Raw genomic sequence first — 22,515 nt, 5'->3', positions numbered from 1 at the left:
AATATCATTGCTAAAAAATCAACTTACTTTTATGTAAGGTGTCAATGATTTTAAACTTATCAATCAAATACTCATCCAAATAAAAAAATAGTTATTATGTCAGTTAAAACTATAAAAATATGCCGCTATTGCAGTACAGTATTGGTTTTTATGCTATTTTTTCATTTAGGATATGCCCAATATAATTTCAAAAAAACAACACAATGGCTACAATCAAATGCGCCTACTATGGGTGGCCGTGGTGCTATGGTCATTTTTAAAGATGGTAAAATAATTTATGAGTATGCAGTTAATAAGTTGAGTCGTAAACAAAAATTTGTAAGTAAAGTAGTCGCCAAAAAAACGGGTAAAGATGTAGATGAACTTACACAAAACATTGAGGTTGATACCAAAATACCGTTTGCAAGTTGCAGCAAGTGGCTCAGTGCAGCACTCATAATGACATTTATTGATGATGGTTCACTAAAATTAAGTGATACAGTGGGTACATTTTTACCCCAATTAACTGCTGCCCAAAAAGGCAATATTACCATTGAGCAATGCTTAAGCCATACCACCGGTATTAACCCCGGTACATTAAAAGAAAGCATTAAAGAAATAAGGGCCACATCAACTATGAATGAAGTCATCGCTGCCATTGCTACCCTACCTATGGAAACCGCACCAGGAGAGAGTTTTCATTATAGTAATGCTGGTTTACAAATAGCAGCAGCTGTAATTGAAAAAATGAGCGGTACTGATTTTAAAACCCTTTTTTACCAACGTATTGCCAAGCCTTGCGATATGGTTCAAACTGATTATGGCGAAACACCTGTGCCCTTAGCTGCTGGTGGCGTCAACAGTACTGCTATTGACTACATACATTTTTTAGCGATGATTTTAAACAACGGTAGCTATAATGGCAAACAAGTATTATCAAAAAACGCAGTAGCCTTAATGCAACGAAACTACAGTGCTGGTAAAATTATTAAAGGAAGTCCAGCAGAAGCAGGCAATTGGGGCTACGGCTTTGGTGAGTGGATTATGGATGGCACTACAGGCAATAACCGCTCAAATGAAGTAAGCAGCCCGGGCTTATTTGGTACTTTCCCGTGGGTAAATAATAAGTTAGGTTATGCGGCTATTATGGTAACCTTTAATTTAAATAACACAAACAGACACGAAAAATACAGTACCCTTAAACAAATTGTAAACGATGCTTTAAAAGAAAATAAATGATGCCGCTAAATTGTAGTAATTTTGCAATACACCATCAATATTGATAAGCTTTACAAGCCGAAATATTGATGCGTAAAATGAAATATTTACATGAAAAAGCTCATTTCTTCCATCATTTTTGTTACCCTTACACTTTTAGCAACAGCACAAAAAGGCAAATTATTTAAAGGCATGTATTTGCAATGGGGCTACAATAAGGAGTGGTATACTAAAAGTAATATTCGGTTTAAATTAAGTAACGGTGATAATTTTAAAATTTTAAAAGCTACCGCACATGATAAACCCGATTTAGATGCCGTGTATAAAAAACCTGCTGAGATTTCAATACCACAGTATAACTACCGCATTGGTTTTTATTTAAATGAAAGCAAAACAAAAGCGATTGAATTAAATTTTGACCATATTAAATATGTTGTAACCGACGGGCAAACAGCAAGAGTTAAAGGTACCATCAATGGCGTAAAGGTTGATGGTGATAGCGTTTTAAACCCTTCAACCTTTTTACATTTAGAACATACAGATGGTGGTAATTTATTACACATCAATTATGTACAACAAAATACATTATTGATGAACAAAGCCAACACCCGACCTTTAATAACCTTCTTATGGAAAGCAGGTGCAGGTATAAATATTCCACGTACAGATTTTACCTACAGGGGCGATCGGTTCAATAACGATTTTCATGTGGCTGGCTATAATTTTAGTGGCGAAGCCGGTGCTCGTTTTTATTTTACCAAACGTTTATTTTTGGAAGGTACCGGCAAAACAGGTTATGTTCGCTACCTCAATGCATTAGCAAATACCAATACCAGTAAGGGTAACAGGGTACGCCATGGCTTTGGCTATTTTGAATTAGTAGGTTTAATTGGCTACGATTTTAAATTTTAAAAGGTAAACCTTCAGCAATTGCTTGCACAACATTATACCAATATTGTAAAACAAACCGCTGCACAATTAGGTTTTGATTTTTGTGGTATTGCCAAAGCTGTTTTTTTGGAAGATGATGCACGAAGGCTAGAAGCATGGCTCAATAAGGGTTTACATGGTAACATGCAATACATGGAAAACCATTTTGACATGCGTACCGATCCTACGAAACTTGTACCAGGCGCAAAAAGTGTTATTACTTTATTGATTAATTATTTTCCTCAACAAACCCAACAAGAAGGCAACCCAAAAATTGCTAAATATGCTTACGGTAAAGATTACCATTTGAGCATTCGCCAACAACTACACCATTTTTTATTTTTATTACAACAACAAATTGGCGCTATTACAGGTAGAGGTTTTGTTGATAGTGCACCTGTACTTGAAAGAGCTTGGGCACAAAAAAGTGGTTTAGGATGGATTGGCAAAAACGGCAACCTCATCAACAAAAAAAAAGGTTCTTTCTTTTTTTTAGCTACGCTTATTGTTGATGTTGACTTAGTAGCAGACGATGCTGTTGCGAAAGATTATTGTGGTACCTGCACCCGATGTATTGATGCTTGCCCAACAGAAGCTATTTTACCCAACAAAGTGGTTGATGGCAGTAAATGCATTTCTTATTATACCATTGAACTGAAAGATGCTTTGCTACCGCAACACATGAAAAACCAATTTGATAATTGGATATTTGGCTGCGATGTTTGTCAAGATGTGTGCCCTTGGAACCGATTTGCACAACCACACCACAATAAAAATTTTGAACCAATTCCAGCAATTCTCAATTATTCCGCTGCAGATTGGGAGGCATTGACCGAAGAAAATTTCAAAATTATTTTTAAAGATTCGCCCCTCAAACGTACTAAATTTGGAGGCATTAAACGCAACCTCCAATTTATAAAAACGCATGAATAAAGGCATTGCTACATTATATGCTATTGCTCAAAAAAAAGAACGGATCCTTATAGGTTTAATGAGCGGCACTTCTTTGGATGGGCTAGATATTGCTTTGTGTAAATGCACTGGTAATGGTTATGAAACCGACATTGCATTACTGCAATTTGAAACAATGCCGTATGAAAATAGTTTTTTACAGCAATTACAAAAAAGCTGTTTTGTACCGAACATTTCGTTAGAACAATTAACACTTTTAAATAAACAAATTGCATTAGAGCATGCTGCGATGGTACAACAGTTTTTAGCAAAATATCATATCAATAAAACGAGGGTTGATGCTATTGCAAGTCATGGACAAACTATTTACCATGCGCCTGCAATTCAACATGAAAATAAAGTTGGTAATGCTACCTTACAACTTGGCGATGGTGATATTATTGCCGTTAAAACAGGTATGATCACCATCAGCGATTTCAGGCAAAAACATATTGCCGCAGGCGGTGCTGGTGCACCATTGGTTACCTATGGCGATATTTTATTAACTGGCCATATATTGGAAGATGTTATATTGTTGAACATTGGAGGCATTGCTAATTTTACATACATATCAGCCAATAAAAAAAATATTACTTTTTCTGATGCCGGCCCTGGCAATACGCTCATGAACCAATGGATGCAACAACATTATCATCAAAATTATGATGCCGATGGAGCAGTTGCTGCAAAGGGTATTGTGAATAAAAAACTACTTAACTATTGGCTACAACATTCATTTTTTGCAGCAGATTTTCCTAAAACAACCGGACCAGAAACTTTTAATTGCTCTTTTATTGAAGATGCTGTAAATGCACTACAACTTTACATCAGTAATGATGATGTAATGGCAACATTAAATTACTTGACCGCTAAAAGTATAGCAATTGCTGTAAACAATATAGCAAACCAAAAAGCTGCTAAAATATATGTGAGTGGTGGCGGTGTTCATAACCGTTTATTAATGCAACATCTACAAACAATAATGCCACAACATACCATTTTACCTAGCGATGAAATAGGCATTCATGCAGCTGCTAAAGAAGCTATGCTCTTTGCATTATTAGCCAATGAAACCTTAGCAGGTAACCCCAACATTTTTGAAAATATACACACCAATTTACCAGCTATAAGTATGGGTAAAATTAGTTTACCTTATTAGGTGTTTCAATGTATTTTTTGAGCGCATTCAGTGCATCTTCATAACCTGCCCCTGTAAGTTTTTCTACAAAAATACCACTGAATTTATCCCAAGGGTACCATTTTAAATGAGTAGTACTTTGCCATTGTACTTGATAATCGCCTTGCTCTTGTACAGGTGTAACACTTAAAATATTATCAATAGATTTTTCGCCTGATCGTTGTAATGAAAGTGAGACTATTGGGTAGGCAATTTTTTCAACCACCAATGTATTTTGTTTACCATTAGTTACCCAACTGATAGTACTACCTACTGTACCCGGCGTATTGCTGTAAGTGGCATTAATGGTAGCATCTGCAAATACTGGGTGCCAATTTTTCCACTGGATTACATCAGCTATTTGTTTAAATATTTGTGCAGAATCGCCTTTTATAGATACAGCCCTTGTAATGGCAATTTTACTTGGAATCAGTAATGAAATCAAAGTAATAAACACAAATAAACCAGCAAAAACCAATAATACCCCTTTTAATAGCTTCATACAATCAATAATTATTTTTAAAAACAAACCTTACTCCCACTTAAAAACTTTGGTGGCAATAATATAAACGGCTATTGCCCATAATACCAATATACCAATTTCAGCTTTTACTTGCCATAAACTTTGTCCTTCAAAAGCTACACTACGCATGGCCGTATTTAAATGAGTAAGTGGCATTGCTTTTGAAATTGGCTGCAACCATTTAGGGAATGCATCAGCAGAAAAAAAAGTACCCCCAAGTAAAAATTGAGGCAATGTTATCATATTGGCAAAAGGCGGTATGGTGCTCTCACTTTTAGCCAAACCACTTACAATAAAACCAAAACCCATAAATATATTCAGCCCAATAAAACTTAAAAACAACATTGCTAAAAAGGTAGTTACACCATTTATTAAGGTGAAATCAAAAAACAAATAACCTGCACCAATAATTACAATGGCTGTTATCATTTGAAAAATCACTCTACTCAAACCTTCTCCTAATACAATAAAAGTTCTGGTAACGGGTGTTGCAAAAAAACGCTTTAATATTAATTGATTACGAAGGTTAAAAAAAGTAAACGCTACACCAAATACACCGGCACTCAATAATGAAAAGCCTAACTGTCCGGGCAATATAAAATCAATGGTTTTATATTCTCTAATCACAGCAATATCTCTCTTATAATCAAAATCAAGCTGTGCAATGGCGGGCCTATTTTTAAAAGTACTATCACTTACCGCATTGATGGTGCTTATGAGCATAGAACGTAACTGAGGCCAACGATCATTACTAGCAGTAGTACTTTTTAATTCAATTTTATAAGGATAAGGACCTTCCGTGTTTTTCTTAATATTTACAATACCGGCAAAATTTCCTTTTGATTGAGCCTCTTTTAAAGCGGCATCGTTTTCAAATTTTATAATTCGAACCGTGTTGGTATTTTTTAAAGCAGTGTACAACACATTAGTGGTATCAGCCGAGGGATCCATTACTATTTTGATGCTTTGCATACCATTACCACCACCAATAAACCCAAATACAATAATAAATATAAAAGGAAATGCAAAGCTAAACACAATGGCAGATGGACTCCTAAATATTGATCGTAAGCTTGCTTTGGTAATGGCCAACATTGCCGTAATTTGGCTGTACTTCATATAAACTGTTTGTGGCGTAAAGCTATTAAAAATTAACAGATTATAGTTTTTTTACTTTCAAACAACCTACAACATAACTAAGTTACAACGTACATAATCATGTAAGTTTGCAACCAATTGAATTATTGTATGAATACGGTTTATCTTTTATTAGGTAGTAATTTAGGCAATCCACAACAGCAGTTGCTTGCAGCCACAAAAGCTATTGTACAACGTGTGGGTAACATCGCTTCAGCATCCTCTTTTTACAGTACGGCCGCTTGGGGCTTAACCGCACAACCCAACTTTATAAACCAAGTATTAGTGGTTACAACAAAATTAGATGCACTTACTACCCTGCATACCATTTTAGCTATTGAAAATGATTTGGGGCGTACCCGTTCGGTAAAATATGCTGCAAGGGTAATTGATATTGATATTTTATTTTTCAACAATCAAATCATTGATGTACCACAACTAAAAGTGCCGCATCCACAAATTCAAAATAGGCGTTTTGTACTGATTCCGCTTGCTGAATTAAATGAAAACTTAATACATCCTTCCTTACAAAAAAATATCAAAACACTTTTACAAACCTGTTCCGATACGTTAGATGTGCAAAAAATTTAATAACCTTTAAGGCGATTCCTTTTATTTTGCACTTTCATGAATTATAACTTTATAACCATAGAAGGTAATATTGGTGCTGGTAAAACAACCCTATCTCATTTATTGAGTAAACACTACAATGCCAGGCTCATTTTAGAGGAATTTGCTGAAAATCCCTTTTTACCTAAGTTTTACGAAAACCCTGAGCAGTTTGCATTTCCCTTAGAGTTATTTTTTATGGCAGAGCGGTACAAACAGTTGAAAGATTTATTGCAAACAAAAGATATGTTTCAAAACGTTACCATATCTGATTACTTGTTTACCAAATGCTTGTTATTCGCAAAAGTAAATTTACCCGATGAGGAGTTTAGGTTGTACCAAAAACTGTTCGATATCATTAACCCACAAATCATTCAACCCGATATTCTTATTTACTTACATACACCCGTAATTAAGTTACAAGAAAACATTAAAAAACGTAACAGAAAATACGAACAAAGTATTCCAAACGATTATCTTTTTAATTTACAAGAAACTTATACCCAATACATCAAACAACATCATATAAAAACATTGTTTGTTGATGCAAGTAATGCTGATTTTTTAGACAACCCCTTACACCTTCAAACCATTATTGATGCACTCGATAAAGAGTATGAAGAAGGGCAACATTTTATCACTTTACCTTAGTACATGGCCAACAAAAAACAAGCAGCTTTACCTACAGAGTTTTGGTATTTCATCGGTGCAAAATTATCGTATACACTTGGCGTACGTATGATTTCAACTATTGTTATTTACCAAGTATTTCATTTAGCCAACACTTATATGGTAGGGGTTGCAGGCTTAACCGAGTTTTTACCTGCTGTACTTACAGCTATGTATGCCGGTCATTATATTGATACGCATGATAAAAAAAAGGTACTCTCCACATCGTACATATTTTACCTATGTTGTGCAGTTGGTTTAGCCTTAACCAGCTTACCCTATTTTCAACTCAGTAATACAGCACAAATAAGTTGCATTTTATTGGTGGTATTTAGCACGGGCATTATACGATCGTTTGCCTCACCAGCCTCCAATAGTATGATTGCGGCTATTGTACCAAGAGATGCTTTACAAAAAGCCATTTCATTCAATTCATCAAGCTATTTAGTAGCTTCCATAACAGGCCATGCTACTGGCGGTTTATTTATTGCATTAGCCGGTATTTCAAATGCATATTTTATTAGTGCAGCCCTACTAATTATTGCAAGTATTTGTGCTATAAACATTAAAGCCAAGCCACCTGTATTTGTTGAAAAACGTGAGCCTGTATTAACATCTATCAAACAAGGTTTTCAATTTGTATACAATAATAAAACGATGTTAGGCGTAATATCGCTTGATTTGTTTGCAGTACTTTTTGGCGGCGCCGTTGCCTTTATTCCTGAAATTGCTGAGCATGTGCTCCATACAAATGCCATTGGTTACGGATTTTTAAATGCAGCTATGGATATAGGCGCCCTCATAAGTGTGTTGATTTTACTCGTAGTACCTATGCAAAAAAAGCAAGGCTTAAAAATGCTATTGGCCGTTGCTGGCTTCGGCATCTTCATCATTGTATTTGGCCTTTCTAAAGTATACTGGCTCAGTTTTGCCGCTTTAGCATTAGCTGGCATTTGCGATGGTATTAGCGTAGTAATTAGAGGTACCATTGCACAGTTGTATACGCCAGATGCGTTACGGGGTAGGGTTTCATCTATCAACATGATTTTTATTAACTCCTCTAACGAGTTAGGACAATTTGAAAGCGGTATTACCTCAAAAGTAATGGGTACTTTACCTGCAGTTGTATTTGGCGGTGCCATGTCTGTTGTAGTGGTAATAGGCACTTGGCTTGGCTTTCCGCATCTTAAAAAAATTGAATATTAATTTGGTTGGGGCTATGTACAGTTGTGCTAGTATCAACTAATAAGCGGCTATACGCTGTACCTTCTGCGCCGCAGCGCATTCGGTGCCGCTGCTATCCGCCAGCCTTTCATCATTTTATTATCTATCATCTTTTGATGTTGCAACATCTTTTTAACTAAAAGTTGTACCTTAAACTTTAAATAATATTTTATGCAACGCAGATCCTTCATAAAAAACGGCCTTACCTTAAGTGCATTAGCATTGTTAAGCAAAAGTACATTAGCCTCTTTTTTAAACGACCCTACTTACAACATAAAAATGTTGACAGATACCATCGGTGTTTTTACAGAGAAAGGCGGCACCATTTTGTTTATGATTGGTAAAACGGGCAATATTGTGGTAGATGCTCAGTTTCCTGATACGGCACAACATTGTATTGAAGCCTTAAAAACAAAAAACGATCAACCTTTTCAATTGCTCGTAAATACACACCACCATGGCGACCATACCGCTGGTAATATTGCTTTTAAAAATTTGGTAGCGCATGTAGTAGCACACGAAAACTCAAAGGCGAACCAAATAGCAGTAGCGCAAAAAAATAAAAATGAAGACAAACAACTTTTTCCCGATGAAACCTATACAAAAACGTGGAATAAAAAGTTTGATGATGAAACATTAGCATTACATTACTTTGGTCGTGGCCATACCAATGGCGATAGTTTTGTTCATTTTACAAAAGCCAATATTGTACATGTAGGCGATTTAGTGTTTAACCGCCGCCACCCATTTGTTGATGTAGCAGGTGGTGCCAATATTACCGAATGGATTCAAACACTCGATAAAGCCACCAAACATTTTAATGAACAAACCGTGTATGTGTGCGGACATGCAGGTAAAGGTTACGATATCATCATCAACAAAACAGATATTGTAGCGTTTAAAACCTACTTACAAAACGTACTTACAGTAACCAAAAAAGCCATTAAAGATGGCGTTTCAAAAGCTGATTTTTTAAAAAACACCACCACTATTGAAGGCTCACCAGAATGGACCGGCGATGGCATTAACCGCCCATTAGAAGCCGCTTGGACGGAGCTCAACCCACCGATACAACAAACTACTACAACCAACTAATAACAACACCTTAAACTAAAAAAAGCCAACGAAAATCGTTGGCTTTTTTTGACATATTAACTAAACAAATTCATCATTCTGCATTCATCACTCTTAATTCTGTATTCATCATTCTGCATTCATCATTCTGCATTCATCATTCTGCATTCATCATTCTGCATTCACCATTCATTTCTTCTCCATCAATTTCTCCAACACAAAATATACAGCTGGGCAAAAAGTAGCATTCTTTAAAGTAATTTCTTGTTGCTTAATAATAACATCTTCATCAGTATAAGGGAAACGAGCACAATCACTTGGCCTATCTTCATAAATACTACAAAAATTATCATCACCTAAAAACGGACAAGGTTGTGCATTTGCAACATAATCTCCATCAGCATCTAACAACAAATACGTTTCAATAAACACACCCTCTTTCATTTGCAATAATTTAGCAATACGTTTAATATCAGTGGTTTTAAAACGGGGCGAATAATTTTTACAACAATTAGCACAGGTTAAACAATTAATATGTTCAAATGCTTCTTCGTGTACGAACCAAATCAAGGTTATTTACAAAATTACTATCTGTTATTAAACCATTTAAATCATCTTTATCTGTCATATTAGTACCCCATTCTATTAAATAACCTGTAAGGCTGCTACTTGGTACAAGGTTTTCAAATAAAAAAGCTAATTCGCTACGGCTGGTTGTGTCAGTTTGTGCTTTTACTTGTGTAGCAGTAAAAAGGCAACATATTATCAAAAAATGTTTCATAGTATACAAATTTTTTATTTAAAATTTTTTATCAAATCTACCTTGAGTTATATGAATTGTATCACAAGAAATAGTGGAATCAAAAAGTGTAAATTCAAAAGTTCCTGAAATTATTTTATTTGTTAAATCATATCTTGTTATTTTTAAGCTACCTTTTCGAAAATTATTTTGAGAACTAACGAAGTAGCATACATTACTATTAATATCGTCAATATAATTTGGGAAAATATCTGAAAATGGTAAAATAAATATATCAGAGCTAAAAATATTAAAACAACTAAAGGATAAACTTGAAGTTTTTAAACCATCTTTTCTAAAAGTTCTGATATCTACATTACCGTTATTATTTGGATCTACAATCATATCAAAATTGGGCTTGTTTTGTTCAAATCCTTTAGGTGTGTATAATTTACCGTTAATAAGGCAACCAAAGGTATTAGCGCCTACCTGTGTAATGGGGGGTAGTTGATCTTCAATTATTTTACTTTTTTTGCAACTAAAAAAAATGAATGACGAACCGATAAAAATTATTACAAAATAATATTTTTTCATGTAGTACATTTTTAAATTCAAAATAATGTATGAATTTAAAACTACATTATGTATTATGTTGTGATTTAAATCACTATTATAAAATATTTGATATTAAATAAAATGCATAAATGTTTGTAATGTTATACTTAAATTTATAAAATATTACTCTTCTCTCCAACTCATAATTCCTCATTCCCTACTCATTTCTTCTCCATCAATTTCTCCAACACAAAATATACAGCTGGGCAAAAAGTAGCATTCTTCAAAGTAATTTCTTGTCGCTTAATAATAACATCTTCATCAGTGTAAGGAAAACGAGCACAATCACTTGGCCTATCTTCATAAATACTACAAAAATTATCATCACCTAAAAACGGACAAGGTTGTGCATTTGCAACATAATCACCATCAGCATCTAACAACAAATACGTTTCAATAAACACACCCTCTTTCATTTGCAATAATTTAGCAATACGTTTTATGTCAGTGGTTTTAAAACGGGGCGAATAATTTTTACAACAATTGGCACAGGTTAAACAATTAATATGTTCAAATGCTTCTTCGTGTAAGGCTGGCAAAGCCCTCAGGGTTGTTTTTTTATCTGCACGGTGTAAATGTTTTTTATACAACTTAGCCCTTTCAAGCGATTTTTTTTGCCAGTTGGTCAGTAATTTTTGATTGTCCATTAAGTAAATAGGTAAATGTTTTATTGAAGGCGTTTTTTTAATAAGGCTAGCATTGTTTCAAACTCAGTTGCTTCAAAACCTATTGAAGTGTAAATAATTATTCCGTTAGTATCTATTAAATAGTTACGTGGTATGTATTGGGTGGCAAACAAATTGTAAATCGGCTTACCCTTATCGGCATATAAAGGAAAAGGCAATTGTTTCTTTGCCTTAAAACTGCTCACTTCTTGCAGGGTATGGTCTCTCCCCACAACTAATAATACAAAGCGTTCATTATTTTTATAAGGTTGCCAAATTTTTTCTGTTATTAAAGGCAACTCCTGTAAACAAGGACCACACCATGTTGCAAAAAAATTAATCAACACCACTTTATTTTTTAAAGCACTACTTTTTACCAAAACGCCATTTTCATCAGTGTAGCTAAAAGCCGGCATAACATCACCAAACTTTACCTTTTCAACCTGAGCAATCGCTTTTAAACCAACCATTAAAATTACCAACCACAGTGTTATTTGTTTCATAAGCATACTTTTTTATAGGGCGTTTAAATGATGTTTTCACCATTTTAGGCTTTCTTTTCCACAAATCTAAATTAAATAAACTTGTTCCATGTATCGACAATTAATTTAGCCTCATTGCTGTAAATTTGCAACGCAAATCATTAAAAGTGACAGGTTTTATTTTAAAATTACCACTTACATGGTACAACTTACAACCATTTGCTTTTGTGATCCTCATCTTTTAAAAAATCATAATAAGCACCATGAATCTTTTTGAACAACAACAGCAAGAATTTGTACGCAGGCATATTGGCCCAGATGCGCAAGAAACGAGAGAAATGCTTGAAACCATTGGTGTTGCTAGCTTAGATACGCTCATTGAACAAACAGTACCAGCAGCTATTAGAGCTCAAGAGCCGCTACAAACAGGTAACCCAGTAAGCGAATACCAATACCTTACTGAACTTAAAAAAGTAGCAGCCCTTAATAAAGTATACAAAACTTACATGGGACAAGGCTATTATGGCACAATTGTACCATCAGTTATTTTGCGTACCGTTTTTGAAAACCCAGGTTGGTATACACAATACACCCCTTACCAAGCTGAAATTGCACAAGGCCGTTTAGAAAGTTTATTAAACTTTCAAACCATGGTGGCTGATTTAACGGGCTTGCCTATTGCCAATGCTAGTTTGTTAGATGAGGGTACTGCAGCAGCAGAAGCCATGGCCATGTTGCTCAACCATAAAAATAAAAATACAGATCATATTACGTCGCCAAAGTTTTTTGTTGACGAAAATATTTTTGCTCAAACAAAAGACATCTTAATTACAAGAGCCATCCCTATTGGTGTTGAACTGGTATTTGGTGATTATAAAACTGCAGTGTTAGATGATACTTATTTTGGTGCCATCGTTCAATACCCAAACCGCAATGGCTCTATTGAAGATTATAGAAACTTTGTAAATGCAGCACATGCAGTGAATGCTATGGTGATAATGGCAACCGATTTATTAGCCCTTACCCTATTAACTGCTCCTGGTGAATTAGGGGCTGATGTTGCTATTGGAAGTGCTCAACGCCTTGGTGTGCCAATGGGCTTTGGTGGACCACATGCTGCTTTTTTTGCCACAAAAGATGAATTTAAACGTAATATTCCAGGTCGTATTATCGGTGTTTCTATTGATGCACAAGGCAACCGTTGTTTGCGTATGGCATTGCAAACACGTGAGCAACATATTCGTCGTGAAAAAGCTACGAGTAATATTTGTACAGCGCAAGCGTTGTTATCAAACATGTCGGCCATGTATGCCGTATACCATGGTGCAGATGGTTTAAAAAATATTGCAAAAAGAGTAAGCTTACTTACCAAAACATTGAGTGATGAGCTTGCTGCTATGGGTTTCCACAACGAAAACCAATTTTACTTCGATACCATTTCAATTAAAACAGAAGCTATAGAAGCGGTACGAACACAAGCATTGGCAGCAGAGGTAAATTTCTTTTATACGCCAACCAACATCTTAATTAGTTTAGATGAAACTACTTCGCAAAACGATGTGCTTGATATTTTGCACATATTTGCAAAAGCCATTCATAAAGATACTGCTGAAGCTAGTTTTAGTAACGATACATTGTTAACCAACATCCCTACAGCCCTTACCCGTACATCAAGCTTTTTAACACACCCTGTATTTAATTCGCATAGAAGCGAAAGCCAAATGCTGCGTTACATTAAATCGCTTGAAAATAAAGATTTGAGTTTAAACACCTCAATGATTTCATTAGGTAGTTGTACCATGAAGTTAAATGCAGCAACAGAGCTTATTCCAGTAAGCTGGCCTGAGTTCAGCAATATACACCCGTTTGCACCGGCTGACCAATGGAAAGGTTACCAACAAATTTTAACTGAGCTCGAAAATTGGTTGAGCAATGTTACTGGCTTCACAGCAACATCCCTACAACCGAACAGCGGAGCTCAAGGTGAATACACAGGCTTGTTAACCATTAGGGCTTATCACGAACATAGAAATGAAAAACATAGAAACATTATTTTAATTCCTATTTCTGCACACGGCACCAACCCTGCAAGTGCTGTAATGGCTGGTTTTAAAGTGGTAGTAACCAAGTGTGATGATGCTGGTAATATAGATATGGCTGATATGCAAGCACAAGTTGAAAAACACAAGGATAACTTAGCAGGCTTAATGATCACCTACCCAAGTACACATGGCGTATTTGAAGAAACCATTAAAGATATTTGTGCACTTATTCACGATAATGGCGGTTTAGTTTATATGGATGGTGCTAATATGAATGCGCAGGTTGGGTTAACTAGCCCCGGATTAATTGGTGCAGATGTTTGTCACTTAAACTTACATAAAACTTTTGCAATACCGCATGGCGGCGGCGGTCCTGGCATGGGCCCTATTGGTGTAAACGACAAATTAAAACCGTTTTTGCCAGGCCATGTAATTAAAGGTGTTGCTAACACAGCTGCAACTGCCACACATGCGGTGAGTGCTGCTCCTTATGGTAGCGCCAGCATTTTATTAATTAGTTATGCCTATATAAAAATGTTGGGTGCAGATGGTTTAAAAAAGAGCACAGAATATGCTATTTTAAACGCTAACTACATGAAAGCCCGTTTGCAAAACGATTATAAAATTTTGTACACCGGTAAAAATGGTACTTGTGCCCATGAGTTTATTGTTGATTTACGTCCGTTTAAAACAAGCGCAGGTATTGAGGCTGAAGATGTTGCAAAACGTTTGATGGATTACAACTTCCATGCACCAACTTTATCATTCCCTGTTGCTGGCACTATTATGATTGAACCAACAGAAAGTGAAGACAAGGCGGAGCTTGATCGTTTTTGCGATGCCTTATTAAGTATTCGTAAAGAAATTGCTGCCATTGAAAATGGTGCAGCCGATAAAGCTGATAATGTGTTGAAACATGCACCACACACTCAATTTGTTGTAATGGCTAATGATTGGTCAAGACCTTACAGCAGAGAGCAAGCTGCTTTTCCTTTACCATATGTAAAAGAAAATAAATTTTGGCCAAGCATCAGCAGGGTAAACAATACCTACGGCGATAGAAATTTAATTTGTACATGTGAACCTGTAAGTGCTTATGCTGAAACAGCAACAGCCTAGTTTTCACAATTTATAACGTATAAAAAAACGACCTTAAAAAAAAGGTCGTTTTTATTTATTGATACTTACTACAACTAATAATAAAAAACTATATTGGTTTAATATACTATCAACCAACACGTTACAACATTTGAATTTGCTGTATTAAAAGCTTTAACAGCCTTTCGTTTTAAATACCCTATATTTGCGCTTTAATAATACAATACAAATAAACAAAATGGACAAAAATCAAGGAACCGTAAAGTTTTTCAACTCAGAAAAAGGATTCGGATTTATTAAGCACGACGATTCTGACAAAGAAACTTTCGTACACGTAAGTGGTTTGAACAACGAAATTAAGGAAGGTGATAAAGTAGAGTTCGAATTACAGAATGGTAAAAAAGGAATGAATGCTGTTAATGTAACAGTTATAGGATAATATCATTTTTATCAGTTTTAAAAGCCACCCATCAAGGTGGCTTTTTTTATATCGTAAAAGCCATTACTTTTGAATAAACAAAAAAACTGCAATGAAAAAAATTTTATTGATAGCTTCTTTAGTTGCTGTGTATACAACACAAGCACAAAACATTAAGTTAGAAGCTGGAAAAAAAATCACGGTTGTTACTACCAACAACATGGATATGGATATGAGTATGGCAGGTTCTATGAAATCAGAAGCTAGCGCAACAAGTGTAATTAATGTAGTGAGTGTAGATGGTGATAAATACAATATCACTTGCACCAATACTAAACTTAAAAGTAGTCAAGATGCTATGGGGCAAAGCATGAATTTTGACTCTGATAAAAAAGAAGATCTTGATTCTGAAATTGGAAAAGAACTAGGTAAAAACGTAAACAAAGCCATTGAACTGATACTAAATAAAAATAATGGTGTGGTTGTTAGTAAAAATAAAAATGATGAAGAAGATGGTAACCCTATGAAAGAAGTAATGGCTTCTGCAGGTGGTAACTCTGCTGAATCAATTGTAAGCAACACATTTTTTGTAATACCTGCTGGTAAAAAAGTAGGTGATTCATGGGTTGATTCTTCTAGCGAAGCAGGAATGAAAAGAATTAAAACCATTCAATATAAAAGCTTGAATGCTGATGTAGCTACGTTAAATGTAACTACAGTTGTAAAAGGTACTATGAGCAAAGAAACACAAGGCATGCAAATGGAAATTACTATTAATGGTACTACTGATGCAGCTATTGAAGTGAATACTACAAACAGTATAGTTAAAAAGAATACAAGCAAAGGTGAAGTAAATGGTTCTATTGATGTAATGGGGCAATCAGTGCCTATTACAATGAAAATTAATAATACCACTATTACTGAATAAAAATATTATCATATTAAAAAAAAGCCTTCAAATAATTGAAGGCTTTTTTTATGCAGATTTGTAACCTAATAACCAATAATAACCTGCCGCAGCAAACATGCAAAACAACGCCACCACAAACCATAAATTAACGAAACCAAAATGGTTGGCAAATAAAGCCCCTGTGCTGCTGCCTATTACTTGCGCTGCACTCCAAGCCATGGTGTACATGCCTGCATATTGCCCTCTTGTTTTTTGTGAACTTCTTTCAATGTAAAAGCTATTCATAAAGGGCATAGCAATCATTTCAGCAACTGTAATGGTAAGTACTGCCATGGTAGCCACTAAAAAACTATTTAAAAACGGAATATTAAGCATTAAAAATGATACGCTCATTAATACAGCTCCATAACTCATTAATAATAAATAAGGGCGTTTACCATTTAATTTAAACACAATTACCATTTCAAAAAGCGCTATTAATACCCCATTGGCAGACATAATTAAACCAATATCAAATTCGGAGAGATGTAAATCACTCTTAAAAAAAATAGGTACCGTTGTAAATATTTGAAAAAAGCAGGATGCGAAAAATAATTTAAACAATAAAAAATATAAAAATTTTGTATCCTTAAAAGGTGATGTTTGCTCTTTTGTGTGTTCATCATGAACGCCTACGGTTTGCTGTTGTTGAGCTTTTGACACAAAAGGTAAAATGAATAATAAAATTACAGCTGCTACTATATTGGTACATCCATCTACCCAAAATAATAAATGATAATTAATAGATGCTAGTAAACCTCCTAAAGCACTACCAATACCCCACCCTAAATTAATAGCCAGTCGTATTAATGAAAAAGATTGTGTTCTATTTTGGGCATTGCTATAATAAGCAATGGCTGTTGCATTGGCTGGCCTAAAACTTTCGTTCACCATACTCAACAAAAAAGTTACTATACAAATGGAGGTATAGGTTTTCATTTGTCCAAGCACTATAAACATTATACCACCCAACAATAATGCACCTACTTGCATGTAGTAAAATCCAATTTTATCACTTAATTTACCACCCACAAAGCCGCCTGTAATAGAACCAACGCCGTATATTGCTACCACTAAGCCGCCTTGCTGAACTGTAAATCCTAAATGGCTACAATACAAGGTCATAAAAGCCAATACCATCGTACCACACCTATTGATGAGCATCACAATACTGAGCAACCAAATTTTTTGGGTGAGCCCACTATAAGCATTTTTATATAAGTTGATGGTACGAGCCAGCATAAGAAATTACTTTAAATAATAGTAAACGTATCGGTTTTAGGCGCTTTGTCAAACATTGCTTGAACAATTGTTGGTGGTGCAGCTAATTTTCGAATAGCTGTATTCAACCATGCACCATCTATATTTATAATGGCTGATAAAGTGCTGTCATTTTTAAATATTTCATGCACCATCGACCATCGTCCAAAATCAGCAGTAAGTTTTTCAACTTTCATATTAATGGTTACTTTATCACCAAAAACCAATTCTCTTTTAAAAATACATTCTTCCCTAAACAGCACTGGGCCAATTTGTAGTTGCGCCATCATCATCGGGGTTAAACCATTTTCAATTAAAAAAGCAGTACGACAATAAGCCCCAAAATCGTAATATTTTGAATGTAATACATGAAAGTTAGGATCTAAATCAGCCCAACGTATTTCTACACTTTTTTCGAATATGTTCATGGTTTCGTTTTTTATATAATAAAAAAAATCCTTTTTACCGAAGCAAAAAGGATTTGTAAAAAATGCGTATTTGTTATTTACTTATACATTATTTCATAATACTCTTTCGCCATACGGTTGCTATCAAACTGCCAACGTACATCTCTCATTCCATTGATAACGATTTGACGCCATACATTTGGATTTTCGTAGTATAAAGGTAAAATTTGATTTTCTAATATGTCGTATAACTTTTCTAAATCGTAAGCATCTTGCTCTGGCGTACTCATATTTTCGTAATCAACAGGTGGCACTAAAAAACCATTGTTACCATGGTTAATGAATTCGCAGATCCAACCATCATGTGTACTAAAGTTTACAGAGCCGTTCATGGCGGCCGTCATACCACTTGTACCACTTGCTTCACGTGGCACCCGAGGGTTGTTCAACCAAATATCGCTTGCTTGCTTTAAACGCTTGCTTAAGCCCAACTCATAGCCTGTACAAACAGCAACATTCGGAAACTCTTTACTTAAGTTTACTAAAAAGTTGAAATCATTAATAGCAGGGTAATCAACCGGGTAAGGTTTACCAGCCCAAATAATTTGAACAGGGTATTTGGTATTGGCCATTAATGCACGGAAACGTTCTTTATCTCTTGTAATTAAATCAGCTCTTTTATAACCTGCAAACCTACGAGCCCACACAATGGTTAATACATTAGGATCAAATATTTTACCTGCTTGGTCGCTTACAATTTCAAAAGCCCTTTTCTTTAAATAATTTTTTCTATCAATAAAACCTGCTTCGTTATGGGTATCAGCAAAATTGTACAATTGCTTATCAGCCCAATAATGCCAGTTTTGTGCGTTGGTAATGGCTTTTATTTCACAAATACCTTCGTATTTATTCCACATTTTTCTACTTACTTCACCATGTAATTGACTTACCCCATTGGCCAACCTTGCAAAACGTAAGGCAGATAATGAATGGTCAAACTGATCACCAGTAGTACCTGTTAACTGGCGTACTTCTTCTAATGGCAAACCACAGAAATAGCCCATTTTGTAACATAAATCTAAATTATGCTTTTCGTTACCAGCCTCTTCAGGTGTATGTGTAGTAAATACCAACCTACGCTTTACTTCTTCTTTATTAAAACCAAATTTTCTATAAAGATAAAATGCTGCACTAAAACCATGTGCTTCGTTTAAATGATAAACATCAGGGTTAAAATTTAACTCATCAATCAACTTTGCACCACCTACCCCTAACAAAATAAATTGTGCCACTTTGGTAGCTACATTAGCATCATACAAACGATGGGTTATGGTTTGCGATACATAATCGTTTTCAGGTAAATCAGTACTCAATAAAAACAATGGTGCACTTTTAAACGTTTCAGGGTTTAAGTACAATGCTTTAACCCATACCGGGTGCCCATGAATTTCAATTTGAAACTTAATACCTGTATCTTCTAAAAAATTATATATTTTTTCGTTCCATTGCACATTTAATGTTTGATCAGGATTACGGGCTTGATCGTAATAGCCGTATTTCCACAGAATACCAATCCCAATTAAATTTTGACGCAATTCATATGCGCTGCGTAAATGTGAACCACTTAAATACCCCAAACCACCACTATAAATTTTTAATGGTTGATGTACTGCAAACTCCATTGAAAAGTAAGCCACTTTTTTAGCATAAGGTTCATCAATAGGAAACGGGACTTGAAATCTAGAAAAATTCATCCTTTAATTTTTTTGTTTGCTGCAATATAATTGAAAAATAGGGTTCAAAAAACCTGTAAACGATTGCGGTTAAGTATTTACACCTGAATTAATATTTGTTTTAACGAAAATAAAATATTAGGTTTGGCTAAGTTTATTATTCATTTTAATGAAGTTTGATGCGTTTGATATGAAAAAAGAACACCTAGATGATACATCGTTAAGTGAAGTACACCATAGTGTTGATACAACTACACCCAAAAAAAAATGGCGTAAACTATTTTCTTTTTTAGGGCCAGCTTATTTAGTGAGTGTGGGTTATATGGACCCTGGTAATTGGGCAACAGATATTGCTGGTGGTAGCAAATATGGCTATGCCTTAATTTGGGTGTTGCTCATGAGCAACCTGATGGCATTGCTGCTGCAAGGCCTTTCTGCAAGGTTAGGTATTGTACGAGGTAGAGATTTAGCACAAGCCAATAGAGAAACTTACCCAAAGTACATCAATTTTATTTTATACTTATTAGCTGAAATAGCCATAGCAGCCTGCGATTTAGCAGAAGTATTGGGTATGGCAATAGGCATTCAACTACTTACTGGCCTACCATTAATTTGGGGTGTAAGCATTACAGTGCTTGATACTTTTTTACTGTTATACTTACAAAAAGCTGGCATTAAAAAAATGGAAGCCTTTATTATAGCTTTAGTAGCCATCATCAGTTTAGCATTTTTAGCACAAATTATATTAGCCAAACCTGATGTAACTGAAGTGGTGAAAGGCTTTGTACCATCGCTACCAGATAAATACGCTTTATATATTGCCATTAGCATTATTGGTGCAACAGTAATGCCACACAACCTTTACTTACACTCCGCTTTAGTACAATCACGAAAAATTAGTAGAACCGATGCTGGTATTAAACAAGCATTGAAATTTAATAGGGTTGATACAACCATTGCTTTAAACTTAGCATTTTTTGTAAATGCTGGTATTTTAGTGCTGGCTGGCACCGTTTTTTATAATTCTGGAAATGCTGATGTGGCTGGCATTAAAGAAGCCCACCAATTATTACCTTCTTTTTTAGGAAACACCGCCCCTATACTATTTGCAATTGCATTAATTGCGGCCGGACAAAGCAGTACTGTTACAGGTACATTGGCCGGTCAAATTATTATGGAAGGATATTTAAGTTTACGCATTAACCCATGGTTACGTAGACTAATAACCAGACTTGTAGCTATTGCCCCTGCACTCATTGTGATATTATTGTATGGTGAAAGTAAAGTAGAATGGCTATTGCTATTGAGCCAAGTTATATTGAGTTTACAACTAGGGTTCGCCATTATACCACTTATATACTTTGTAAGCAATAAAGAAAAAATGGGCAAGTTCGCCATTAACAATACCACCAAGGTAGCCGCATGTTTAATAGCTACCGTATTGGTTTCATTAAATATTAAGTTACTGGCAGATGAGTTTTTACCATTTTTTAATGAGCCAGCTTTGCTACCTAAAATTTTGATAATTGCGGGGGCGCTATTTTTTGGATCGATATTGTTGTACATCATCATCTTCCCATTTTTAAAAATAAAACAAACACAACATACCTCTATTGAAATACACGATGCTGCTGTAGAATTACCCCCTTTACAAATACCTGTGTATAACAAAATAGTAGTGGCGCTTGATTTTAAAAAAGATGACCATAAAATTATTTCGTTTGCATTAGGACAAGCGAATAAAAGCACTACCATTATTTTAATTCACGTTGTAGAAAGTGCTTCGGCAAATTTACATGGCACAGATAGTGATGACCATGAAACGAAAAAAGATGCAGCACAATTGGCCCATTACCAACAACAATTACAAGCCCAAGGTTACAATGTTACAACTGACTTAGGTTTTAAAAATAGGGTGAAAGAAATTGTACGTTTGGTTGAATTAAATGATGCTGATTTATTGGTGATTGGTGCCCACGGTCATTCTGGTGTAAAAGATATTTTATATGGCGAAACAGTAAATGCAGTGCGACACGAACTAAAAATACCTGTATTGGTAGTTACTTTGTAACAAGGGCAATACGTTCATCAAAAAAACGATTCCACTTTTGTTGTTGCGTTTCATTTTGACCGTTCATGGTTTGTCCATCATAATCTTGTTGCAATTTGTTCATAGTATCACAACATTGTTTGTACAAACGCTTTAAGGCTTCGTTGAAATTATCACCATCTAAGTTCAGTGATTTTACTTTATCGATAAACATTTTAGCAGCTAAATAAGTAGCATCAAAATGATGTTGCTCATGGGTTAAAATATAAGTCGTCATTTTATTAGGGCGCACCCACGATTTACCTTTACTGAAATAACAATATACAGCTACGTTAATTTGCCCCTTACCATTAACTGATTTCATATCAGCCTTGTAACCAAAGCCAGAGGCGGTAATAGCAGCCACTTGGCTAGGTGGTGGTGGCGTACCTTTAAAATCGGGCCATTGCAGCGGCTTATTTTTACTGTAATAAATAACATCTTTACTATTCATATCGGTTTGCTCCGTCCAATAAACATTGGTGGTAAATTGTGCCATTACCATATTTGACAGCATCAACAAAAAA

At 35.1% G+C, this 22,515-nt stretch carries 23 protein-coding genes; 12 read left to right on the top strand and 11 right to left on the bottom strand.

Features of this window, described 5'->3' with window-relative positions; genetic code table 11:
- The first annotated feature begins 96 nt into the window (after positions 1-96).
- From ACFOWM_RS12445 to ACFOWM_RS12430, 4 genes are all read left to right on the top strand, one after another.
- Entirely contained in the window at positions 97-1,218 is a 1,122-nt protein-coding gene (locus ACFOWM_RS12445) for a serine hydrolase domain-containing protein (protein ID WP_379710626.1), read from the top strand.
- Positions 1,219-1,308: 90 nt separating this feature from the next.
- Entirely contained in the window at positions 1,309-2,109 is an 801-nt protein-coding gene (locus ACFOWM_RS12440) for a hypothetical protein (RefSeq protein WP_379710624.1), read from the top strand.
- A gap of 18 nt (positions 2,110-2,127) precedes the next feature.
- Entirely contained in the window at positions 2,128-3,060 is a 933-nt protein-coding gene (gene queG, locus ACFOWM_RS12435) for a tRNA epoxyqueuosine(34) reductase QueG (RefSeq protein WP_379710622.1), read from the top strand.
- Positions 3,053-4,237, top strand: a complete 1,185-nt coding sequence (locus ACFOWM_RS12430; protein WP_379710620.1) for an anhydro-N-acetylmuramic acid kinase — start codon at positions 3,053-3,055, stop codon at positions 4,235-4,237. The genes queG and ACFOWM_RS12430 overlap by 8 nt, the downstream gene beginning before the upstream one ends.
- Here ACFOWM_RS12430 and ACFOWM_RS12425 read toward each other — a convergent pair.
- Together ACFOWM_RS12425 and ACFOWM_RS12420 are read right to left on the bottom strand one after the other, a co-directional pair.
- A complete protein-coding gene (locus ACFOWM_RS12425; protein ID WP_379710618.1) occupies positions 4,221-4,757 on the bottom strand; it encodes an SRPBCC family protein in 537 nt (178 codons plus the stop codon). The genes ACFOWM_RS12430 and ACFOWM_RS12425 overlap by 17 nt on opposite strands.
- 30 nt (positions 4,758-4,787) lie before the next feature.
- Complete coding sequence (locus tag ACFOWM_RS12420; protein WP_379710616.1) at positions 4,788-5,897, bottom strand: ABC transporter permease; 1,110 nt, start codon at positions 5,895-5,897, stop codon at positions 4,788-4,790.
- 129 nt (positions 5,898-6,026) lie between these two features.
- Here ACFOWM_RS12420 and folK point away from each other — a divergent pair, with 129 nt between their 5' ends.
- The 4 genes from folK to ACFOWM_RS12400 all read left to right on the top strand — a co-directional run bounded on the left by folK (position 6,027) and on the right by ACFOWM_RS12400 (position 9,512).
- The gene (gene folK, locus ACFOWM_RS12415) at positions 6,027-6,506 is read left to right on the top strand and encodes a 2-amino-4-hydroxy-6-hydroxymethyldihydropteridine diphosphokinase (RefSeq protein WP_379710614.1); all 480 of its coding nucleotides are present in this window, start codon (positions 6,027-6,029) and stop codon (positions 6,504-6,506) included.
- 36 nt (positions 6,507-6,542) lie between these two features.
- Complete coding sequence (locus ACFOWM_RS12410) at positions 6,543-7,175, top strand: deoxynucleoside kinase (RefSeq protein WP_379710612.1); 633 nt, start codon at positions 6,543-6,545, stop codon at positions 7,173-7,175.
- Positions 7,176-7,178: 3 nt separating this feature from the next.
- Positions 7,179-8,399, top strand: coding sequence for an MFS transporter (locus tag ACFOWM_RS12405; protein WP_379710610.1), 1,221 nt, complete (start codon positions 7,179-7,181; stop codon positions 8,397-8,399).
- Positions 8,400-8,588: 189 nt separating this feature from the next.
- Entirely contained in the window at positions 8,589-9,512 is a 924-nt protein-coding gene (locus ACFOWM_RS12400; protein ID WP_379710608.1) for an MBL fold metallo-hydrolase, read from the top strand.
- 168 nt (positions 9,513-9,680) lie between these two features.
- Here ACFOWM_RS12400 and ACFOWM_RS12395 read toward each other — a convergent pair whose 3' ends face one another.
- The 5 genes from ACFOWM_RS12395 to ACFOWM_RS12375 all read right to left on the bottom strand — a co-directional run bounded on the left by ACFOWM_RS12395 (position 9,681) and on the right by ACFOWM_RS12375 (position 12,013).
- Positions 9,681-10,061, bottom strand: coding sequence for a YkgJ family cysteine cluster protein (locus tag ACFOWM_RS12395; RefSeq protein WP_379710606.1), 381 nt, complete (start codon positions 10,059-10,061; stop codon positions 9,681-9,683).
- The gene (locus ACFOWM_RS12390) at positions 10,030-10,272 is read right to left on the bottom strand and encodes a hypothetical protein (protein WP_379710604.1); all 243 of its coding nucleotides are present in this window, start codon (positions 10,270-10,272) and stop codon (positions 10,030-10,032) included. The genes ACFOWM_RS12395 and ACFOWM_RS12390 overlap by 32 nt, the downstream gene beginning before the upstream one ends.
- A gap of 18 nt (positions 10,273-10,290) precedes the next feature.
- Positions 10,291-10,824, bottom strand: a complete 534-nt coding sequence (locus tag ACFOWM_RS12385) for a hypothetical protein (protein ID WP_379710602.1) — start codon at positions 10,822-10,824, stop codon at positions 10,291-10,293.
- A gap of 182 nt (positions 10,825-11,006) precedes the next feature.
- A complete protein-coding gene (locus ACFOWM_RS12380; protein ID WP_379710600.1) occupies positions 11,007-11,492 on the bottom strand; it encodes a YkgJ family cysteine cluster protein in 486 nt (161 codons plus the stop codon).
- Positions 11,493-11,512: 20 nt separating this feature from the next.
- Positions 11,513-12,013 carry a TlpA family protein disulfide reductase gene (locus ACFOWM_RS12375; RefSeq protein ID WP_379710598.1) on the bottom strand — a complete coding sequence of 167 codons (501 nt, stop codon included), beginning with the start codon at positions 12,011-12,013 and terminating at the stop codon, positions 11,513-11,515.
- A gap of 242 nt (positions 12,014-12,255) precedes the next feature.
- Here ACFOWM_RS12375 and gcvP point away from each other — a divergent pair, with 242 nt between their 5' ends.
- The 3 genes from gcvP to ACFOWM_RS12360 all read left to right on the top strand — a co-directional run bounded on the left by gcvP (position 12,256) and on the right by ACFOWM_RS12360 (position 16,478).
- Entirely contained in the window at positions 12,256-15,153 is a 2,898-nt protein-coding gene (gene gcvP / locus ACFOWM_RS12370; protein WP_379710596.1) for an aminomethyl-transferring glycine dehydrogenase, read from the top strand.
- A 217-nt stretch (positions 15,154-15,370) separates the two neighbouring features.
- Positions 15,371-15,571, top strand: coding sequence for a cold-shock protein (locus tag ACFOWM_RS12365; RefSeq protein WP_379710595.1), 201 nt, complete (start codon positions 15,371-15,373; stop codon positions 15,569-15,571).
- Positions 15,572-15,662: 91 nt separating this feature from the next.
- The gene (locus tag ACFOWM_RS12360) at positions 15,663-16,478 is read left to right on the top strand and encodes a DUF6263 family protein (protein WP_379710594.1); all 816 of its coding nucleotides are present in this window, start codon (positions 15,663-15,665) and stop codon (positions 16,476-16,478) included.
- A 48-nt stretch (positions 16,479-16,526) separates the two neighbouring features.
- Here ACFOWM_RS12360 and ACFOWM_RS12355 read toward each other — a convergent pair whose 3' ends face one another.
- The 3 genes from ACFOWM_RS12355 to glgP all read right to left on the bottom strand — a co-directional run bounded on the left by ACFOWM_RS12355 (position 16,527) and on the right by glgP (position 19,920).
- On the bottom strand, positions 16,527-17,741 hold the full coding sequence (locus ACFOWM_RS12355) for an MFS transporter (RefSeq protein ID WP_379710592.1): 1,215 nt from the start codon (positions 17,739-17,741) through the stop codon (positions 16,527-16,529).
- A gap of 11 nt (positions 17,742-17,752) precedes the next feature.
- Positions 17,753-18,187 (bottom strand): acyl-CoA thioesterase, encoded by a 435-nt coding sequence (locus tag ACFOWM_RS12350; protein WP_379710590.1) that lies wholly within the window; start codon positions 18,185-18,187, stop codon positions 17,753-17,755.
- 77 nt (positions 18,188-18,264) lie between these two features.
- Positions 18,265-19,920 carry an alpha-glucan family phosphorylase gene (gene glgP / locus ACFOWM_RS12345; protein ID WP_379710588.1) on the bottom strand — a complete coding sequence of 552 codons (1,656 nt, stop codon included), beginning with the start codon at positions 19,918-19,920 and terminating at the stop codon, positions 18,265-18,267.
- A 169-nt stretch (positions 19,921-20,089) separates the two neighbouring features.
- Between glgP and ACFOWM_RS12340 the strand changes: the two genes are divergently transcribed.
- Complete coding sequence (locus ACFOWM_RS12340; RefSeq protein ID WP_379710586.1) at positions 20,090-21,970, top strand: Nramp family divalent metal transporter; 1,881 nt, start codon at positions 20,090-20,092, stop codon at positions 21,968-21,970.
- Here ACFOWM_RS12340 and ACFOWM_RS12335 read toward each other — a convergent pair.
- Positions 21,960-22,487, bottom strand: a complete 528-nt coding sequence (locus ACFOWM_RS12335) for a DUF922 domain-containing protein (protein ID WP_379710584.1) — start codon at positions 22,485-22,487, stop codon at positions 21,960-21,962. The two genes, ACFOWM_RS12340 and ACFOWM_RS12335, sit on opposite strands and share 11 nt — an antisense overlap.
- Between the last annotated feature and the right edge of the window lie 28 nt (positions 22,488-22,515).

Origin of the sequence: Ferruginibacter yonginensis, assembly GCF_042651465.1 — a bacterium.
Lineage (GTDB): Bacteria > Bacteroidota > Bacteroidia > Chitinophagales > Chitinophagaceae > Ferruginibacter > Ferruginibacter yonginensis.
Note: the sequence above shows the minus strand (reverse complement) of the source record. Positions and strands in the feature narration are given on the sequence as shown.

Coding starts and splice junctions, on each gene's coding strand:
- ACFOWM_RS12445 (WP_379710626.1), top strand. CDS start 97: ATGTCAGTTAAAACTATAAAAATATGCCGCTATTGCAGTACAGTATTG.
- ACFOWM_RS12440 (WP_379710624.1), top strand. CDS start 1,309: ATGAAAAAGCTCATTTCTTCCATCATTTTTGTTACCCTTACACTTTTA.
- ACFOWM_RS12430 (WP_379710620.1), top strand. CDS start 3,053: ATGAATAAAGGCATTGCTACATTATATGCTATTGCTCAAAAAAAAGAA.
- ACFOWM_RS12425 (WP_379710618.1), bottom strand. CDS start 4,757: ATGAAGCTATTAAAAGGGGTATTATTGGTTTTTGCTGGTTTATTTGTG.
- ACFOWM_RS12420 (WP_379710616.1), bottom strand. CDS start 5,897: ATGAAGTACAGCCAAATTACGGCAATGTTGGCCATTACCAAAGCAAGC.
- folK (WP_379710614.1), top strand. CDS start 6,027: ATGAATACGGTTTATCTTTTATTAGGTAGTAATTTAGGCAATCCACAA.
- ACFOWM_RS12410 (WP_379710612.1), top strand. CDS start 6,543: ATGAATTATAACTTTATAACCATAGAAGGTAATATTGGTGCTGGTAAA.
- ACFOWM_RS12405 (WP_379710610.1), top strand. CDS start 7,179: ATGGCCAACAAAAAACAAGCAGCTTTACCTACAGAGTTTTGGTATTTC.
- ACFOWM_RS12400 (WP_379710608.1), top strand. CDS start 8,589: ATGCAACGCAGATCCTTCATAAAAAACGGCCTTACCTTAAGTGCATTA.
- ACFOWM_RS12390 (WP_379710604.1), bottom strand. CDS start 10,272: ATGAAACATTTTTTGATAATATGTTGCCTTTTTACTGCTACACAAGTA.
- ACFOWM_RS12385 (WP_379710602.1), bottom strand. CDS start 10,824: ATGAAAAAATATTATTTTGTAATAATTTTTATCGGTTCGTCATTCATT.
- ACFOWM_RS12380 (WP_379710600.1), bottom strand. CDS start 11,492: ATGGACAATCAAAAATTACTGACCAACTGGCAAAAAAAATCGCTTGAA.
- ACFOWM_RS12375 (WP_379710598.1), bottom strand. CDS start 12,013: ATGAAACAAATAACACTGTGGTTGGTAATTTTAATGGTTGGTTTAAAA.
- gcvP (WP_379710596.1), top strand. CDS start 12,256: ATGAATCTTTTTGAACAACAACAGCAAGAATTTGTACGCAGGCATATT.
- ACFOWM_RS12365 (WP_379710595.1), top strand. CDS start 15,371: ATGGACAAAAATCAAGGAACCGTAAAGTTTTTCAACTCAGAAAAAGGA.
- ACFOWM_RS12360 (WP_379710594.1), top strand. CDS start 15,663: ATGAAAAAAATTTTATTGATAGCTTCTTTAGTTGCTGTGTATACAACA.
- ACFOWM_RS12355 (WP_379710592.1), bottom strand. CDS start 17,741: ATGCTGGCTCGTACCATCAACTTATATAAAAATGCTTATAGTGGGCTC.
- ACFOWM_RS12350 (WP_379710590.1), bottom strand. CDS start 18,187: ATGAACATATTCGAAAAAAGTGTAGAAATACGTTGGGCTGATTTAGAT.
- glgP (WP_379710588.1), bottom strand. CDS start 19,920: ATGAATTTTTCTAGATTTCAAGTCCCGTTTCCTATTGATGAACCTTAT.
- ACFOWM_RS12340 (WP_379710586.1), top strand. CDS start 20,090: ATGAAAAAAGAACACCTAGATGATACATCGTTAAGTGAAGTACACCAT.
- ACFOWM_RS12335 (WP_379710584.1), bottom strand. CDS start 22,487: ATGGCACAATTTACCACCAATGTTTATTGGACGGAGCAAACCGATATG.